17 protein-coding genes and 1 rRNA gene are annotated in these 17,262 nt (G+C 70.3%); 7 read left to right on the top strand and 11 right to left on the bottom strand.

Going from position 1 to position 17,262, the window contains the following annotated elements; genetic code table 11:
• Window positions 1-87, top strand: a 5S ribosomal RNA gene (gene rrf, locus ACZ404_RS25850); the annotation flags it as partial.
• 48 nt (window positions 88-135) lie between these two features.
• Here rrf and ACZ404_RS25845 read toward each other — a convergent pair.
• Complete coding sequence (locus ACZ404_RS25845; RefSeq protein ID WP_468443762.1) at window positions 136-687, bottom strand: cysteine hydrolase family protein; 552 nt, start codon at window positions 685-687, stop codon at window positions 136-138.
• Window positions 688-738: 51 nt separating this feature from the next.
• Here ACZ404_RS25845 and ACZ404_RS25840 point away from each other — a divergent pair, with 51 nt between their 5' ends.
• On the top strand, window positions 739-1,305 hold the full coding sequence (locus tag ACZ404_RS25840) for a GNAT family N-acetyltransferase (protein ID WP_468443760.1): 567 nt from the start codon (window positions 739-741) through the stop codon (window positions 1,303-1,305).
• Window positions 1,306-1,310: 5 nt separating this feature from the next.
• Here the strand turns inward: ACZ404_RS25840 and ACZ404_RS25835 are convergent, their stop codons facing one another.
• The 8 genes from ACZ404_RS25835 to ACZ404_RS25800 all read right to left on the bottom strand — a co-directional run bounded on the left by ACZ404_RS25835 (window position 1,311) and on the right by ACZ404_RS25800 (window position 11,213).
• Window positions 1,311-2,882, bottom strand: coding sequence for a type IV secretory system conjugative DNA transfer family protein (locus ACZ404_RS25835; protein ID WP_468443758.1), 1,572 nt, complete (start codon window positions 2,880-2,882; stop codon window positions 1,311-1,313).
• A 17-nt stretch (window positions 2,883-2,899) separates the two neighbouring features.
• Window positions 2,900-4,312 carry an ATP-binding protein gene (locus ACZ404_RS25830; protein WP_468443756.1) on the bottom strand — a complete coding sequence of 471 codons (1,413 nt, stop codon included), beginning with the start codon at window positions 4,310-4,312 and terminating at the stop codon, window positions 2,900-2,902.
• 14 nt (window positions 4,313-4,326) lie between these two features.
• Window positions 4,327-5,886: an SCO6880 family protein gene (locus ACZ404_RS25825; protein ID WP_468443754.1), complete on the bottom strand. Its 1,560-nt coding sequence runs from the start codon at window positions 5,884-5,886 to the stop codon at window positions 4,327-4,329.
• On the bottom strand, window positions 5,883-7,202 hold the full coding sequence (locus ACZ404_RS25820) for a hypothetical protein (RefSeq protein WP_468443752.1): 1,320 nt from the start codon (window positions 7,200-7,202) through the stop codon (window positions 5,883-5,885). The genes ACZ404_RS25825 and ACZ404_RS25820 overlap by 4 nt, the downstream gene beginning before the upstream one ends.
• Window positions 7,192-8,007: a DUF8175 domain-containg protein gene (locus ACZ404_RS25815; protein ID WP_468443750.1), complete on the bottom strand. Its 816-nt coding sequence runs from the start codon at window positions 8,005-8,007 to the stop codon at window positions 7,192-7,194. The genes ACZ404_RS25820 and ACZ404_RS25815 overlap by 11 nt, the downstream gene beginning before the upstream one ends.
• A 169-nt stretch (window positions 8,008-8,176) precedes the next feature.
• On the bottom strand, window positions 8,177-8,485 hold the full coding sequence (locus tag ACZ404_RS25810) for a hypothetical protein (RefSeq protein WP_014673544.1): 309 nt from the start codon (window positions 8,483-8,485) through the stop codon (window positions 8,177-8,179).
• Between the two features lie 493 nt (window positions 8,486-8,978).
• On the bottom strand, window positions 8,979-10,307 hold the full coding sequence (locus ACZ404_RS25805) for a S53 family peptidase (protein WP_468443748.1): 1,329 nt from the start codon (window positions 10,305-10,307) through the stop codon (window positions 8,979-8,981).
• 291 nt (window positions 10,308-10,598) lie between these two features.
• Window positions 10,599-11,213, bottom strand: coding sequence for a TetR/AcrR family transcriptional regulator (locus ACZ404_RS25800; protein ID WP_468443746.1), 615 nt, complete (start codon window positions 11,211-11,213; stop codon window positions 10,599-10,601).
• Between the two features lie 98 nt (window positions 11,214-11,311).
• Between ACZ404_RS25800 and ACZ404_RS25795 the strand changes: the two genes are divergently transcribed.
• Complete coding sequence (locus tag ACZ404_RS25795; RefSeq protein ID WP_468443744.1) at window positions 11,312-12,238, top strand: oxidoreductase; 927 nt, start codon at window positions 11,312-11,314, stop codon at window positions 12,236-12,238.
• A 15-nt stretch (window positions 12,239-12,253) separates the two neighbouring features.
• Here ACZ404_RS25795 and ACZ404_RS25790 read toward each other — a convergent pair whose 3' ends face one another.
• Entirely contained in the window at window positions 12,254-12,523 is a 270-nt protein-coding gene (locus ACZ404_RS25790) for a plastocyanin/azurin family copper-binding protein (protein ID WP_468443742.1), read from the bottom strand.
• Window positions 12,524-12,826: 303 nt separating this feature from the next.
• Here ACZ404_RS25790 and ACZ404_RS25785 point away from each other — a divergent pair, with 303 nt between their 5' ends.
• Both ACZ404_RS25785 and ACZ404_RS25780 read left to right on the top strand, forming a co-directional pair.
• Window positions 12,827-13,630, top strand: coding sequence for a hypothetical protein (locus ACZ404_RS25785; RefSeq protein ID WP_468443740.1), 804 nt, complete (start codon window positions 12,827-12,829; stop codon window positions 13,628-13,630).
• Between the two features lie 14 nt (window positions 13,631-13,644).
• Window positions 13,645-14,490 (top strand): methyltransferase domain-containing protein, encoded by an 846-nt coding sequence (locus ACZ404_RS25780; RefSeq protein WP_468443738.1) that lies wholly within the window; start codon window positions 13,645-13,647, stop codon window positions 14,488-14,490.
• On the opposite strand, the gene ACZ404_RS25775 is transcribed toward ACZ404_RS25780, so the two are convergent.
• A complete protein-coding gene (locus ACZ404_RS25775) occupies window positions 14,453-14,764 on the bottom strand; it encodes a hypothetical protein (protein ID WP_468443736.1) in 312 nt (103 codons plus the stop codon). The two genes, ACZ404_RS25780 and ACZ404_RS25775, sit on opposite strands and share 38 nt — an antisense overlap.
• Before the next feature lie 409 nt (window positions 14,765-15,173).
• On the opposite strand from ACZ404_RS25775, the gene ACZ404_RS25770 reads away from it, so the two are divergent.
• Both ACZ404_RS25770 and ACZ404_RS25765 read left to right on the top strand, forming a co-directional pair.
• Complete coding sequence (locus ACZ404_RS25770; protein WP_468443734.1) at window positions 15,174-15,944, top strand: trypsin-like serine peptidase; 771 nt, start codon at window positions 15,174-15,176, stop codon at window positions 15,942-15,944.
• A 171-nt stretch (window positions 15,945-16,115) separates the two neighbouring features.
• Window positions 16,116-17,135 (top strand): C40 family peptidase, encoded by a 1,020-nt coding sequence (locus ACZ404_RS25765; RefSeq protein ID WP_468443732.1) that lies wholly within the window; start codon window positions 16,116-16,118, stop codon window positions 17,133-17,135.
• Window positions 17,136-17,262: the final 127 nt, after the last annotated feature.

Genomic DNA, 17,262 nt, shown 5'->3' with positions numbered 1-17,262 from the left:
GGTTACATTCCGAACCCGGAAGCTAAGCCTCACAGCGCCGATGGTACTGCAGGGGGGACCCTGTGGGAGAGTAGGACACCGCCGAACAATTATTGGGAAAACCCCCGCATCAATCGATGCGGGGGTTTTCTGCTTTCAGAAGGTCACCTCGGCCGTATTCATGGTTCCGCCGCGGCGGCCGGGCGCATGCTGACCGCTCCAATAGAGATTGGTGTGGGCGATCACCTGCTCCGGCGCCGGCGCGCCGCACTCGGTGAGGTCCTCCGTGGTGTGGGCGTCGGCGACCAGCGTCGCGTCGTAGCCCCGGGCCAGGGCGCCGTGCAGGGTCGAGCGGACGCAGAAGTCCGTCTGGGCACCCGTGACGACCAGGTGGCCCACTCCGCGCTCGGCCAGGACCGTCTCCAGGTCGGTGTCCTCGAAGGAGTCCCGGTAGCGCTTCGCGACGAGGGGCTCGGAGTCGAGTCGCTTCAACTGTGGGACGTACTCCCAGCTCTCGGTGCCGGGCACCAGTTCCGCGTCCTGGTGCTGGATCCAGATCACCGGCACGTCCGCCGCGCGGGCTCTGTCGATGAGGGTGCTGATGTTGGCGATGACGTCCTCACGGTTCGGCGAGCCCGGCACCAGCACGCCGTTCTGTACATCGATGACCAGCAAGGCGGTACGCGGCCGTTGGGGCAGTGTTGTCATACGGCCACAATATGAGGTGCCACTGACAAGAGCGGGCACTACGGTGACCCCATGACCAGCCTGACCAGCGACGATTATGTCGTCCGTGCGATACGACCCGACGAGTGGCCGGCGGTGAAGCAGCTTCGGCTCGACGCGCTGCGCGATCCGGTCGCGAACATCGCCTTCCTGGAGACCTACGACGACGCCCTGGACCAGCCCGACTCCTTCTACCAGGAGCGGGCCGCGCGGTCGGCCGAGGAGGGCAGCGGCGCCCGGCAGTTCATCGCCGAGGCGCCCGACGGGACCTGGGCCGGGACCGTCACCGTACTCATGGAGGAGGCCGGGACGACGGACTGGGCCGGATATCCGGTCCACCAGCGGCAGGGGCACGTCGTCGGCGTGTTCGTGCGGCCCGAGCATCGCGGGAACGGGCTGATCAAGGCGCTGTTCGACGCCGGCGTGGCGTGGGCGTGGGAGCGCGGTGCCGAGCGGGTGCGGCTGATCGTGCACGAGGACAACGCGCGGGCGCAGGGGGCGTACCGCAAGGCCGGGTTCGTGCCGAGCGGAGTCGTCGTGGCGTTCTCGAAGGACGAGGGGGAGAAGGAATTGGAGTTCGTGCTGGAGCGGTCGGCGTAGGCGATCTATACCGGAAGTTCCCGGTGCGGCCAGCGGGAGCGGGCCTGTTCACGGGAGCGGAGCAGGGCCAGGGTCGGCAGGCCCTGGTCGGCTCCCGTGGCGAGCAGGTCGGGGAGTTGCGGGATCGGGGCGACGGCGGCGACGTCGTCCAGCACCAGGGTGAGTGGTGGGTCGAGCCGACCGGAGGATGACCGTTCGGCCATGTGCCGGCCGCGCTCGACCACGCTGGAGACGAGGGCCGTCAGGAAGGGCATCGCTCCGGGACGGGTCCTGGGGTCCTCGATGGATTCACCTACCACGTAAAGCGTTCCCGCTTCGTTGACGAAGGAATCCAAGGCGAGCGCATCAGTTCGGTTTGGAGTGCAGGCCTCGCGGATGTTGACCGTGGAAAGGGCGGCGAGGGCACGGCTGGTCAGTTCCTGGGCCATGTCCCGGCGTTCGGGGTGGGCGGTGAGGGCGGCCTCGAGTTCGCCCGCGGCGCCGGGGGCGGCCTTGGGGTGGGTACGGAGAGTGCGTACCGCGTCCTGGATCTGGGTGCCCTGGGACCAGCGGTGGACATGGCGGACGGTGCGGTTGTCCAGGGCGGCGGCGTGCAGACAGCTGCGCAGAAGCGTTGTCGCGGTGTCTGCCACGGCCTGGTCCAGCTTGGCGGTGGGCTGGACGGGGGCCAGGAGGGCGGTGGCTCTCTGGAGGGCCGTTTGCCTGTCCTCGCAGCCGGTGACGGGGGACCAGTGGAGGCGGGCCGGGGTGTCGCAGAGGTGTGTGGGGTCGTAGAGGAGAACGGGGCCCAGTTTCGCTCTGGCGTCCTTGGTCTCCGACCAGAGGGCCGTGTCCGAGGTGAGGACCAGGGTCGGGCCCTGGGCGTCCCGGATGGCCTGGACGGCCGTGGTGCGGCGGGTGGCGGGGGGTGCGTAGTGCACACCGGCTTCGGCGCGCTGCGTTTCCCACCTGCCCACCTGTTCACCGTCGGCCACCTGTTCACCGTCGGCCACCTGTTCACCAGCGGCCACCACTTCACCGCCGGCAGCATGGGCGGCGCCGGACCCGCCCGGCCCGGCCGTCGTCGGCTGTGCGACCGGCTCCGGCGTCTGCGGGGCGCGTTCCACCGGCCGGGGCTCCGGCTCCCGTTCCGGTTCGCCGCGCGGTTCGGGCACCGGCACCGGTACGGATAGCGGCGCCCCCTTCGCCGCGCCCCTGTCGAAGGCTCTCCGTACCTTCCCCGCCCGCCAGCGGGCCACCGTTCCCATCACGAACAGGGCGAGGACGAAAAGGGCCATCAGCTGGCCGATGAGCAGGCCCCAGAACAGGCCCCAGCCGGAGAGCTGGGCCGCGGGTGTGTCGGGCCAGGCGCCGGGGAGGTCGTGGGGTTCGCCGATGAGGTGGCGCATGGCCAGGGGAGTGCGGGTGAAGGTGACGCCGGACGGCCAGGAGCCGTGGGCGAAGAGGCCCGCCAGGCCCGTGGCCGTCCAGACCAGCACGGTCATGCCGAGGAGGAAGGCGAGTATGCCGATCAGCAGGCCGTCGGGGATGCCGCCCTGGCTCTCCCGGCGGTCGTCACGGCGGTCGTCCGGTCTCACTCCTGCCTCTCCTCCCCTTACGCCACCGTCGATTCGGAGTCGCCCAGGTGCTGCTCCACGAAGGCGGCCGCCCGCTGCTCGGCCTCCAGCTCGGCGGCGCGCAGAGCGTCGTCGGCGAGCCGGTCGCTGGAGGACTCGGTCATGGCGCGGTCGGTGAAGACCAGCGGGCGTTCCGTCTCGGTGACCAGGTGTTTGACCACCTGGACGTTGCCGTTGACGTCCCAGACGGCGATGCCGGGGGTGAGGGTGGGGATGATCTCCACCGCCCAGCGTGGCAGGCCCAGCACCCGGCCCGTCGCCCGCGCCTCGTCCGCTTTCTGGGCGTAGATCGTGCGGGTGGACGCCATTTTGAGGATGGCCGCCGCTTCCTTGGCCGCCGCGCCGTCCACCACGTCGGAGAGGTGGTGGACGACGGCCACGAACGACAGGCCGAGCCGCCGGCCGAACTTCAGCAGCCGCTGGAACAGCTGGGCCACGAAGGGGCTGTTGATGATGTGCCAGGCCTCCTCGACCAGGAAGATGCGCTTCTTCCGGTCGGGGCGGATCCAGGTGTGCTCCAGCCAGACGCCGACGATCGCCATGAGGATGGGCATGGCGATGGAGTTGCGGTCGATGTGGGACAGGTCGAAGACGATGAGGGGCGCGTCGAGGTCGATGCCGACCGTCGTCGGGCCGTCGAACATGCCGCGCAGGTCACCGTCGACGAGCCGGTCCAGCACGAGCGCGACGTCGAGCCCCCAGGCCCGTACGTCGTCTATGGCGACGTTCATCGCCTCCGCCGACTCCGGCTCGGGGTGCCGTAGCTGCTCGACGATGTCGGTCAGGACCGGCTGGCGGTCGAGGATCGACTCGTTGACGTAGGAGTGGGCGACCTTGAGGGCGAAGCCGGAGCGCTCGTCCAGGCCGTGGCCCATCGCGACCTCGATGATGGTGCGCAACAGCGCCAGCTGGCCCGTCGTGGTGATCGCGGGGTCCAGGGGGTTGAGCCGGATGCCGTGGTTCAGGGCCGCGGTCGGGTCGAGCCGGATGGGTGTTATCCCCAGCTCCTCCGCGATCAGGTTCCATTCGCCGACCCCGTCCTCGCCCTGCGCGTCCAGGACGACGACCTGGCGGTCCTTGAAGCGCAGCTGCCTGAGGACGTACGTCTTCTCCAGCGCCGACTTGCCGTTGCCGGACTCGCCGAGGACCAGCCAGTGCGGGGCCGGGAGCTGCTGGCCGTAGAGCTGGAAGGGGTCGTAGATGTAGCCCTTGCCGGAGTAGACCTCGCGGCCGATGATGACGCCGGAGTCGCCGAGGCCGGGGGCGGCGGTCGGGAGATAGACGGCCTGGGCCTGGCCCGTGGAGGTGCGCACCGGCAGCCGGGTCGTCTCGACCTTTCCGAAGAGGAAGGAGGTGAAGGCGTCGGTGAGGACGGACAGCGGGTCCCGCATCAGCGCATCAGCCCCTACCTTCGGATTCCGGTGGCGAACGGGAGGGTGTTCACAAAGGCGCGGTGGTGCTCGCGGTCGCACCACTCCAGCTTCAGGTACGACTTTCCGGCGGAGGCCCTTATGGTCCGTTTGTCGCGGTTGAGGGCCTCGGGTGAGCGGGAGGAGACGGTGATGTAGCCGACGAGGTTCACTCCGGCCGCTCCACTGGCGAGGTCCTCGCCGCGCTGGTCGAGGCGGTTGTGCGCGGCGATGTCCCGGGGGTCCACCGTGCGGTTCATCTTGGCGGCGCGGGAGGCCTCGGCCACGTCGTTGGTCTTCTCGGTCAGCATGCGTTCGATGGCTACCTCGGTGGGCTCGAGATCCATCGTCACGGCGACCGTTCGGATGACGTCCGGGGTGTGGACGAGGAGCGGGGCGAGGAAGTTGACGCCCACCGGGGTCATCGGCCACTCCTTCACCCAGGCCGTGGCATGGCACCAGGGGGCGCGGGTGTTGGACTCGCGGGTCTTGGCCTGGAGGTAGGTGGGCTCGGTGGCGTCGAGTTCGGCCGGCCAGGCGTTGCGCTGGGACATGGCCTGGATGTGGTCGATGGGGTGGTCCGGGTCGTACATGGAGTGGATCAGCGACGACAGCCGTCCCTGGCCGAGGGGCTGGCGGACGCGGATGTCGGCCTCCTGCAGGCGCGAGCAGATGTCGGTCAGCTCGCGGGCCATGACGACGGCGAGCCCGGCGTCCCGGTCCAGCTTGCGGCCGGCCTGCGGGCGTGCGGCGCGGGCCATGGCCTGGGCCTCGGCGGCCAGTTCGCGGCTGTAGTGCATGCAGGCGACGAGGTAGGCGCGGTGCTGCTCGCTGCTGGTGGACACCATGGACTGGAGCTGGTCGTAGGACCGGGACAGCCAGTCGGGCGCCCGGTCGTCGCCGCGCAGGGCGACGTCCTTGGCGTGGGCGTCGGGGTCGGCGGGGAGGGTGCGGGCGAGCATCTGCAGGCGGGTGACGAAGCCGTCCCCGTTGGCGACGTGCTTGAGCAGCGTGCCGAAGCGGTCGACCAGGGCCTCCTGGTCCTCGGAGTCGCGCAGACCGACGCCGGGGCCCTCGATCTCGATGGCCGCGGTGACGGTCTTGCGGTCCGCGTGCAGGAGTACGGCGATCTCGTCGGGCCCGAACGGCGCGGCGAGCCAGGTGATGCGGCCGATCCCGGGCGGCGGGCCGACCTCGACCTCACGGCCGTCGAGCCGGGTGCCGGCCTCGACGACACCGGAGCGGTAGACGGCGCCGCGCTTGACGGTGCGCTTGTAGCTGCGGTTGATCTCGAACCACTTGTAGAACGTGCGCCGCTTGTACGGGACGTAGACCGCGGCGAGCGCGAGCAACGGGAAGCCGGTCAGCAGCACGATCCGCAGCGACAGGACGGGGACGAGGAGGCCGCACATCATGCCGAGGAACGCGCCGGCGATGATCAGCGCGATCTCGCCGGACTCGCGGTTCCGGCCGATGATCGCGTTCGGCCGGGCGCGGCCGATCAGATACGTACGGCGGGGCGTGACCGTATGGGACAGGTGGGACTCGGTCGTCAACGCCCTTCACCTCCTGGGCGATTGCTGCTGCTGTTGCGGGTGTTGCCGGCGTGCGGGGTGTTGGCCGGGCTGGGTGCGCGCGGCGCGGGTGCGGCGGAGGGGACGGCTCCGCCGGAGGTACGGCTGCTGTGGGCGGCGACGCCGCCGGACGCGGGGTTGGCGGGGCGCGGGCCGCTGCTCTGGCCGCCGCCTCCGCCGTTGTTGTCGGCGCGGGAGCTGTGGGTCTTGATGCCCTGCGCGACGAGCGTGGCGGGGGAGCTGATGACAGCGGCCGCCTTGCCCTCGGCGCCCTGCATGATGCGGTTGTTGCGGGAGCCGGCGATCTCGTCACCGAAGCCGGGGACGAAGCGGTAGATCATCGCGCTGGCGAAGATGGCGAGCAGGATGATGGCGAGGCCGGAGACGACGGCGGAGAACGAGTCCGGGCCGCTGTCGCCGGACAGGGCGCCCGCCAGGCCCAGCACGATGACGATCACCGGTTTGACCAGGATCACCGCAATCATGATTCCGGCCCAGCGGCGGACGTGGCCCCACAGGTTCTTGTCGACCAGGCCGGCGTAGACGACGGTGCCGAGGAGGGCGCCGACGTAGAGCAGGGCGGCGCGGATGACCAGCTCCAGCCAGAGGACGCCGGCGGCGAGGATGCTGACCAGGGAGACGACGATCAGCATGATCGGTCCGCCGCCGATGTTGTCGCCCTTGTTCAGGGCGCCGGAGAAGGTGCCGAAGAACGTGTCCGTCTGGTCGCCGGTGGCTTTCGCGAGGACGTCGGTGACGCCGTCGGTGGCGGACACGACGGTGTAGAGGATCAGCGGGGTGAAGGCGGAGGCGAGCACCGTCAGCCAGAGGAAGCCGACGGCTTCCGAGATGGCGGTGGTCAGGGGCACGCCGCGCACGGCCCGCTTGGCGACGGCCAGCAGCCACAGGAGGAGGGTGAGGATCGTGGAGGCCGCGAACACCACGGCGTACTGCTGCAGGAACTTGGTGTTCGTGAAGTCGACGTTGGCGGTCTCCTTCACGGCGCCGCTGAGCTTGGTGATGGTCCAGGAGGCGGCGTCGGCACAGCCCTTGGCGAGGGAGGAGAGGGGGTCGAGGGTGGAGAGGGGGCTGTCGGGGGTGCTGCCGGTAAGCCCCTTGTGGGAACCGTTGTCCTTTTCGCAGTACTGCTTGGCGGGGCCCACGATGAGGTCGCACTTGTTGGACGACGGTGATGGCGTCGGTGCCGCAACGGCTCGGGTGGCCAGCAGCAGGGCGGCTCCCTGCACGGCGGTGAGCGCTGTCGTGACCTTGAGTACGCGCCGCTGGCTACCGGGCATAAGTGAAGCCTCCGTACTCCTCGACGGCCTTGGCCATCTGGTCGGCGCTGGATGCCTTGTCGTCGCCGGGAACGGGCGCGGGGCCGTCCTTTTGAGAGAAGCTGTCGACCTTCCAGTCGCCGCCCTCCCAGCGCAGTTGGAGGGTCATGGTGAACCAGTCACTGGTGACCGGGTTGGTCGAGTCGTCACCGGCGGTCCCGAACACGCCGGTGCACCAGACCTCGACCGTGGCGGCGGCGTCCGAGTAGGCCGTGAGCTTGGTGCCGAGGGGCGCGGTGCGGGAGACGTAGGTGTGGCCGGCAGGAGCGTTCCCGTTCGCATCGAGGCCGATGCTGGTCAGAAACTGCTTGTCGTAGGCCTTGTTGAACTTGTCGGTCAGCGGGGCCTGCTGGCCGGCGACGAACACCTGCTTGACGATCTCGCTGCGTGACACCGGTTTGAGGATGTCGGCCGAAACCAGCACCACTGCATAGTTCGCCGCCGCGCTCTGTGCCCCCTGTCCGTTGTGGGCGAAGCCCGAGGGGATGCCGCCGCCCTGCGTGCCCACCGGCTTCGTTCCGCTCGCTGCCGTGGGGGCCGCCTTCGGTTGGCTGCCCTTTGTGGTCGTGTCGTCGTCGGAGGAGTCGCCGCGGTTCGCGAAGGCGATCGCGGCGATGAGGAGGACGACGACGCCGACGACCGTGACCAGGCTCCGGGAGGACGTGCGGCCGGTTCTGCGGGGTGCGCCGCCGTAGGGGTCGCTGTCGGGCAGGCGGGTCCGGGTCTGACCCGCCTCGCCGTACCCCTGCTCGTCTTCGGGACTCATGCCGCGTACGCCCCCTCCACCTCGTAGAGATACGACGGTAGCCGTGCTGGTTCCCGCGCGGGCGCGGTGTGGTGACTCGACATCAGGGAAACGCAACCTCAGCCGGTGGGCACGACGGGTGGGTGGGGTGGAGGGGACGGCCGGGCGTGCCCGGGTGGGGGGACGGGCGTCAGACCGCCATGCCGTACACGATCGTGAACAGCGTGCCGAGGGAGCCGATGATGAAGACGCCGGTGAGGCCGGCGATGATCAGGCCCTTGCCCTGTTCCGCGCTGAAGGTGTCGCGCAGGGCGGTCGCGCCGATCCGCTGTTTGGCCGCACCCCAGACCGCGATGCCGAGGCAGAGCAGGATGGCGACGGCCATCACCACCTCGATCATCACCTTGGCCTCGTTGCCCAGGCTGCCGAAGGGGCCCCAGTCCGGAGCGATCCCGCCGATGATGGTGTTGATGTCTCCCTTGTCGGCCGCAAAGAGCATGTAAGTCACCGCCCCTGGTGGGTAGTTCCGCAAGGCCCCTGCGGGAGTGCAGAGGTCAGGCCTCATTCTCGCCGACAACCTCGCCGGCGTATGTCGACTTGACGTCAATCACTGGCGGGTTTCGCACAAATGGCTAGTACCGTCACTCTGTGTATCACGGCAGGTCACGCCGGGCAACGAGGCCGGTGCGGAACCTGTCGTGTGGTTCCGTCGTTGAGCTCCCTTACGACCGTGCGCGGTTTCTGACGGCCGGTCGGGTGACGCGTCGAGACGATGTTCTCACGGACGGGCGCACGGGTGGACGGGTGCAGGGGCGAGGGCCCCGGCGGCGTTTCGTCGCCGGGGCCCTCGCGGTCCGCGCAGGGAAAACGGGCCGCGGCCGGATGCCGTGGCCCGTCTTCCTTTCCGTGCCGCCGAGGGGACCCCACGCGCCCCTCCTGTGGCGGCTCCCCGTGACCCGACGGGGTGGTCGTGCGTGTGGAGTTTCCGGGTCTCAGCCGGTGAAGGCGTCGGTGCCCTGCGGGGTGCCCCAGCCGGTCGGGCCGTCGTAGCCGGACCTGGCGGTGCACAGGTAGCTCGCGCCGGCGGAGCAGGTGCCGTTGCTGCCGCTGGTGACGTCGTTGAGGGCGGAGGTGCCGGCGGCGGCGTAGGGGTAGGAGGCGGGGTAGTCGCCGCTGCCCGGGGTGCCGGCCAGGGCGTAGACGCCGGCGATGATCGGGGCCGAGGCGCTGGTGCCGCCGAAGGTGTACCAGCCGGCGGTGACGCCGTAGGAGTCGTAGACGGAGACTCCGGTGGCGGGGTCGGCGACGGCGGAGACGTCGGCGATGGTGCGCTTGGCACAGCCGGTGTCGGTCTGCCAGCTCGGCTTGGCGTCGTAGGCGGAGCAGCCGGAGCCGGTGCCCTCGGTGGAGCTGGTGTTCCAGACGGACTCGGACCAGCCGCGGGAGTTGCTCGAGGTCTTCAGGGCGGTGCCGCCGACGGCGGTCACGTACTTGGAGGCGGCCGGGTACTCGGCGCCGTAGCCCTCGTCACCGGCGGAGACGGTGATGGCGACGCCGGGGTGGTTGTAGTACTTGCTGTCGTAGGTGGAGTCGGAGGAGGACTCCGAGCCGCCGTAGCTGTTGGAGACGTACTTCGCGCCGAGGGCGACCGCCTCGTTCACCGCGGTGCCGAGGTTGGCGGTGGTGGCGGACTTGGCCTCGACCAGCAGGATGTTGCACTGCGGGCAGATCGCGGAGGCCATGTCGAGGTCGAGGGACTCCTCCTCGGCCCAGCCGCTGTCGGCGGAGGGCAGCGAGGTGGTGGAGCCGGTCTGGCCGACCTTCTTGAAGCAGCCGTTGGAGGTGGTGCAGGCGCCGAGGCCGTAGTGCGCGCGGTAGGTGGCGAGGTCGGACTCGGCCTTGGGGTCGTCGTAGGCGTCGACGATGGCGATGGTCTCGCCGGAGCCGTTCGAGGCGGCGGCGTCGGTCAGGCCGTAGGCGTCCTGGAGGTCCGAGGGGCCGTAGCCGGTGGGGCTCGAGGCGGCGGCCTTCGGGGTGACGGCCGCGGCGGCCTTGCCGGTCTGCTCGGCCCGGGCCTGCTGGAACGCGGTGACGCCGCCGGTGACGCGGAAGGAGTCGCAGGCGAGTTCGCCCTTGTGCTTGGGCGTGGCGCACGGGGTCGCGGTCCATGTGACCTTGGTCGTGCGGGAGGTGGGGGAGGCGTCCGCGTGGGCGGCGGTGGCGAGGCCGGCGGTCAGCAGGGCGGCGGTGGCGGCTGCCGCGGTGCCGAGGCGGCGCCATCTACCGTATATGTGGGGGGAGTTGAGGGTGGTCGTAGGCAAGGTGCAGCCTCCTGGATGTGGTGGAGTGAGGCCTGCGGGTGTGGGGGTCCACCGACGGGTGATCGGTGGGGGCGGCGGCCCGCAACGACCCTCGCTTGTTGAGTACGCGACAACAAGGGGCTTTCGGAATCCTGACGTCCGCGTTACTGAAGCGGGCGGTGGGCTTACCGCTCGATGGCGATGCGATGGCTCGGCGCTGGGCGGTACTTGACCTGGGGCACAGGGGGCGCACAGGTGCGCGGTGGGTGGCTCAGCGGGGGCGTGCGGGCCGTGCGGTGGCGGGTGGACGGGTCACCGGGGTGTGAGGCCGTGCAGCAGCAGGTGCACGTGGGCGTCGAGGCCGGCCATGGCCTCGTCGGCGTCCAGGGCGCAGCTGGCGATGAGGGCGGCGAGGCCGTGCATGTTCGCGGCGGCGACCATGGTGATCCGCTCGGGGTCGCCCTGGACGATTTCGCCCCGCTCCTGGGCGTCGGCGATCATCCGGGTGAAGGAGCCGAGGGACTCGTCGACGGCCTCGGCGAACTGGGCGGAACTGTCGGGGTCGTGCTTGCGGGCGAACATCAGCTCCAGCAGTTCGGGGTTCTCGACGGCGAAGCCGAGGTAGGCCCGGGCGAGGGCGACCATCCGCTGCTCGAAGGTGCGGCCCGGCTGCTGGGTGGCGCTGCCGAGGGCGCGGTTCAGGCGCTCGTAGCCGTCCAGGGCGAGGGCGTCGAGCAGGGCCTGCTTGTCCTTGAAGTGCCGGCCGGGAGCCGCGTGGCTGACGCCTGTGTCCCGGGCCAGCTCGCGCAGCGACAGGGCGCCGACGCCCTTTTCGCGCAGGGTGCGGTCGGCGCTCTTGAGCAGGGCGGCGCGCAGGTCCCCGTGGTGGTAGGGGCGGCTCGGGGTTGACCGGGACATGCGCGACATGCGGGTCATCGTATCCCGATGTTGACGACGTCAATATAGTTGGCGTTGCCACCATTGTTGTCATTGACAGCATTGTTGGCGGTGCCTACTTTGGGGCCATGGCTGATACGAGTGAAGCGCGCGGCGCGCGCAAGTGGAACGCGACCCGCCTCCCCGACCTGACCGGCCGTACGGCCGTGATCACCGGCGCCAACAGCGGACTCGGCCTCGCCACCGCCGAGGCGCTGGCGCGGGCCGGGGCACATGTGGTGTTCGCCGTACGGGACCTCGAGCGGGGCGGCGCCGCCGCGGCGCGGGTGAGCGGCAGCACGGAGGTGCGCCGGCTGGACCTGGCGGACCTGGACTCCGTCCGCGAGTTCGCGGCCGGCTGGGACCGCCCGCTGGACCTGCTGATCAACAACGCGGGCGTGATGATGCTGCCGGAGCAGCGCACCAAGCAGGGCTTCGAGATGCAGTTCGGCACGAACCACCTCGGGCACTTCGCGCTGACCAACCTGCTGCTGCCGTACGTCACCGACCGCGTGGTGACGGTGTCCTCCGGTCTGCACCGCGGGGGCGACGGGGTGATCCACTTCGAGGACGTGAACCTGCGCGGGCGTTACTCGCCGACTCGCGCCTACGCGCAGTCCAAGCTGGCCAACCTCCTCTTCACGCTGGAACTCCAGCGCCGCCTGACCGAGGCCGGCTCCGCCGTCCGCGCCCTCGCGGCCCACCCCGGCTACGCCGCCACCAACCTCCAGAGTCACGCCGCGAACCCGCTCGCGAGGGCGGTCATGGTCGTCGGCAACAAACTCTTCGCCCAGGACGACAAGGCCGGCGCCCTGCCCACGCTGTACGCGGCCAGCCAGGACCTCCCCGGCGCGGCCTACGTCGGCCCCGACGGCCTGGGCGAGATGCGCGGCGCCCCGGCCCTGGTCGGCCGCAGCCGAGCGGCCAGCGACCCGGAGGCGGCCCGCCGGCTGTGGACGCTGTCGGAGGAGCTGACGGGGGTGAGCTGGGAACTCACCCGGGTCAGCGGAGCGTGAGGAGGGGGCCGGGGTTCAGCCGACCGTGATGTGCTGGTCCATCCCGAGCTGCTTGTGGCTGTCGACCGGGCAGTACACGTCGTACGTGCCCTTCTTGAGGGTCACCGTCACGGTGGCCTCCTGACCGCTCTGGACGTCCTTGGTCCTGGCGTCTTCCACGCCGGGACCGTCGATCGACAGGGCGTGCGTGATCTTGCCGTGGTTGTCCGAGACGAAGGTGTAGGTGCCGGGCGTGAAGTGCGTCCGGGACAGCTTCAGCGCGTACTCGGTCTCGGTGACCGTCACCCGCGTCGCCGCCCCGGCCGTGGTCGCCCCGGGGCTGGCCGAGCCGCCCGCATGCCCCCCGTTTCCGCCGCCACCTCCACAGCCGACCAGAACGAGAGCGGCCGCACAGGCCCCCACCCCCGCCCCCAGTGCCGTACGCCTCCTGCGCACCGAGATTCCCATCCGGCTCATCCCCTTCCGGGCGAAAGGCCGTCTCTGTATGGATACGGATGGGTGGGCGCCAGGGTTCAGTACGCGACGGGTGGGGATGACCAGCCTCGGCTGAAACGACCGCATGCGGCCCCAGGGAGACCCTTGACCGTCATGAAGCGCACCGCAACGGCCTTGATCGCATGTTTGTTGGCAGGGTTCCTCACCGGTTGCGACGCCTTCGAGGCGCCGAGCCCCGAGCACCTCGTCGCGATGCCCGGCAACGTGCCCGCGACGCCGCGGTACCGGACGGCGGACGACGTCGTGACGGCGCTGAAGCGGGGAGGTGTCGGGTGCGACGTGCTTCGGCGGAGGGCCGGCGGTCTCGACTGCAGGGCCGAGATCGGCGGGGCGGCCGTGGAGAACGAGATCCACGTGCTGGACGGCAAGGAGTTCAGCCGGGACGAGGTCGGGGACTCCATCGCCGCTTGGCGAACCCGCGGCACCACCATCGTGGCAGCGGGCAATTGGTACATCCGCGTCCTGCCCAACGACACCCCCCTCTACTCGGAGAAGATCGCGAAGGCCCTGAACGCGGTTGTCCTCCCTCCGCTGTACCGGCTGCCTTCCATCCCCAAGGAGCCGGTCTTCCGAAGCGTCGACGCGCTCGCCGACGCGTTGGGCGAAGCCGTCGGCTGCGCTCAGCGGAAGAAGGCCGCGGGCGAGATGCTGTGCGGCACGAAGGATGCCAAGACGCGCCCGTGCGGTGACGTCGGCGCCGGACGCGATGCCGGGCTCAGACTTCACGACAGCTCGGCGGCTCGCGACGACTATCTGCGGCTCCTGATGAGCGACGGCCACGTGCCGCACTACGTGGTCACGGCCGGCAACTGGACCGTGCAGTTCTGCGACGCCGTCACCGGTCGGGAAGCGGCCCGCGAGTTGGGCGGAGTTGTCGTCGATCACCAAGCGGGGTGAGGAAGATTGCCTCCATGGGCGATCACGGTGCCGGTGCGCACGGTTTTACGTCGGTGGATGCGCAGGCTCGGCCCTCCGCGTGGGTCGAGGTCCTGGACCGGTTGAGCGCGGAGCCGTTCTACGTCGCCTACAAGCAGCGGTTGCGGGAGTTGTTGCGCGCCACGGCCGGAGGGCTGTTTCTCGAGGTCGGCGCGGGGACGGGGGACGCCGCGGTGGCGCTGCGTTCGGCATCCGGGGCGGAGGTCGTCGCCGTCGACAGTTCCCTGACGATGATCAGGCAGGCGCGGCAGCGTGGAGTGCGACGTGCCGCTGTCGGGGACGGGCATCGGCTGCCGTTCGGTGCGGGCCGGTTCGACGGTGCCTGGGCCGACCGGGTCCTGCAGCACGTCGCCGAACCCGGGCGGGTGCTGGACGAGTTGGTGCGGGTGGTCCGCCCCGGTGGCCGCATCGCGCTGGCGGACCCGGACTACGGCACCCAGGTGCTCGACATCGACGACCAGGAACTCGCCCGCAAGGTGCTGCGCTTCCGGGCCGAGGCGATGCTGCGCCACGGCACACTGGCCCACCGGCATGCCGGACTGCTCGCCGACCGCGGCCTTTGCGACATCAGCGTGGAAGCCCGGACCCTGGTCGTGCGTGACCCGTCGGCGGCCGACAACGTCATGGGCCTGCGCACCTGGGCGCACACCGCCGCGGCCCGGGGCCGCCTCGGCCCCGCGGACGCCGACCGGTTTGTCGCCCGGTTCGACGGCGCCGTGCGCGCGGGGCGCTTCACCTATGCCGTCATGTTCTTCCTGACCGCCGGCACGCTGCCCTCGGCGGTCACAGCTTCGCCGCTAGGCACGCCTGCTGGGCGATGACGGCCGGAACGTAGTTGAAGACCATGTACCGCACGCAGTCCGCCACGGACAGCGCGTTGTCCTCGGTCAGGACGCAGATCGCGCTGGTCTCGTCCCTGAGTTGGCCGTGTTGCGCCAGCACCCACACGCAGTCCGTCGTGGTGGTGGGCGCGGTCGACACGAGCTGGCTGTCGTCCGGCTGCGGGACCGGATCCGCCGCGTGGGCGACCGTCCCACTCGCCAGGGCGAGAACACCGGCGAGCACAAGCGTGGTGGTGGAGCTGCGTATGCGCATGAGATGCCTCACGGGGGTAGGGGTACCGACTCCTCCATCACACTGGCTGCGCACGCGGACCGCTTGCGCGGCTGCTCCGTTCGGGGCGGAGCCAGCGGCCACGGCACATCGGCCCTCGATCGACGGGGTCTGAGGGGGGACTGTCAGCCGAATGGCCCAACGCGATGGGCGGCGTCACGGAGAGCGAGGTCCGCATGTGGCCGCGCGCCTTTCCCGGGCCGTTGCAGCGGCTGGACCCCCCGTGCTCAGCCCGGCGCGGAGGCGGGCGCTCGGGCCGCACCGTACGGTGAAGCCGGCGCCACCGCATCCGCGAGCCCGCGAGCGCCGGCGGGTCACAGGGACGGTTCACAGGAAAATCTCAGGGAAGTCGAGAGGGGTTTCTCACCTTCGTGGGAGAGAGTGAGGCCTGATGAAGCGGAACTCACGCCTCTGGCTGACCTCACGTCCCACCCTGCTGGGTGCCGTGGTGACGCTCGCCCTGACCTCGGCGTCCGTGGCCTCCGCCGACGACGGCCCGGGGCCCTTCGCGGTCACGGCCGTGGCCGGCGCGACGGCGCAGACCGTGCGCGTGGGCGCCCTGTTCGGCGCCGACCGGGCCGGCAACCTGGCCGGCGGCCACTTCTGCACCGCCTCGGTCGTCCACAGCCCGCAGCGGAATCTGATCGTCACCGCCGCGCACTGTGTGGACGGCGACGACGGGAACCTGCTGTTCGCGCCGGGGTACCGGGACGGGCGGGCGCCGTACGGGGTGTGGAAGGTGGGGAAGCGATTCCTGCCGGACGGGTGGGCCAAGGGGCAGGACGAGGACAGCGACATCGCCTTCGCCCAGGTCGACGAACTGGACGGCAAGCGGATCGAGAACGTCGTCGGCGCCAACCGGTTCATGACCGGGGTGGCCACCGGCGCCACCGCCGTGATCGTCGTCGGCTACCCGGACTCGCGCGAGGTGCCCATCAGCTGCACCAACAAGCCGAGCCTGCACAGCCGCACCCAACAGCGCATCGACTGCCCCGACTTCACGGGCGGCACCAGTGGCAGCCCCTGGATCAACGGCGACAGCCAGGTCGTCGGCGTTCTCGGTGGTCACGAGAAGGGCGGCTCCACGGCCGACACCTCCTACAGCGTGGTGCTGGGGGCGGAGGCGGCCGAGCTGTACAGGGACGCGGTCACGGACCCGTGATCCGGCTGCCACTTGAGCCGGGTGCGCCCGCTCCGTCCGCTCCGCCTGCTCCGTCCGCTCCGCCTGCTCCGTCCGCTCCGCCTGCTCCGTCCGCTCCGCCTGCTCCATCTGCGACGGTCTCCCTGTGAAATGACGCCACTTCAGGCCGATGGGGGCTAGAACCCTGGCGTCATGGGGGAGAGTTGGAGCGTGCGGAAGGTATGGGTGTTCGGTGGGGCGGCCGTCGGGCTCGCGATGGGCTTCGTCATGCTGCTCGTCATCGGGGTGTACATCGTCGCCGGGAACCTCGTGAACGGCGTGACCTCGGCGAGCCGGGGGCTGGCGAAGGGTGCCGTGCCGGCCGCCTACAAGCAGCTCGTGCAGCAGTGGGGGAACCTGTGCCCCGCGCTCAGTCCGGCTCTGCTCGCCGCTCAGCTCTACCAGGAAAGTGGCTGGAACCCCACGATCGTCAGCCCCGCCGACGCGCGCGGCATCGCGCAGTTCATCCCGAGCACCTGGGCGACCCACGGCATCGACGGCAACGGGGACGGCAAGCGGGACATCTGGGATCCGAATGACGCGATTCCGTCGGCCGCGTCGTACGACTGCGAGCTCGCGAAGTACGTCAAGGACGTCCCCGGCAACGTCTCCGACAACATGCTCGCCGCCTACAACGCCGGCGCCTACCGGGTCATCAGGTCCGGTGGTGTGCCGCCGATCAGCGAGACGCAGAACTACGTCAAGCGGATCCGCAGCCTGGAGCAGAGCTTCGCGGCTCCGGTCACCCGGATCGATCCCACCCGGCAGGCCGCGGGCGCCATCGCGTTCGCCCAGAGCAAGCTCGGCACGCCGTATCTGTGGGGCGGCAACGGCACCCCCGACCAGGGGGGCCGCTTCGACTGCTCGGGCCTGACCAAGGCCGCGTACGAGAAGGTCGGGATCAGTCTGCCGCGGGTGGCCAACGATCAGTACAACGCCGGGCCGCACCCCTCGCGGGACCAGTTGCTGCCGGGCGATCTGGTGTTCTTCTCCGACGACCTCACCGACTCCCGGGCCATCCGGCACGTGGGGATCTACGTGGGTGGCGGGTACATGATCGACGCCCCCCGGTCGGGCGCCGTGATCCGGTTCGACCCCATCGACACCCCCGACTACTTCGGTGCCACGCGGGTAACCGAAGATGGCGCAAAAGCGCTCCCCACCCAAGTGTGAACCGAGCGTGAACCTGCGCCCTGAGCTGCGGAGATGGATATCTCTTCGATAACGTCTGCGTGATCATTCGGTGGAGAGTGGAACGTATCAATGGGGGCTGTGCGTTCCTGTTGACGTAGCCGAGCGG

The sequence above is a fragment of the Streptomyces sp. NPDC030798 genome (genome assembly GCF_055572275.1).
The sequence above is the reverse complement of the archived record's forward strand: the minus strand, read 5'-3'. Positions and strand labels throughout refer to the sequence as shown.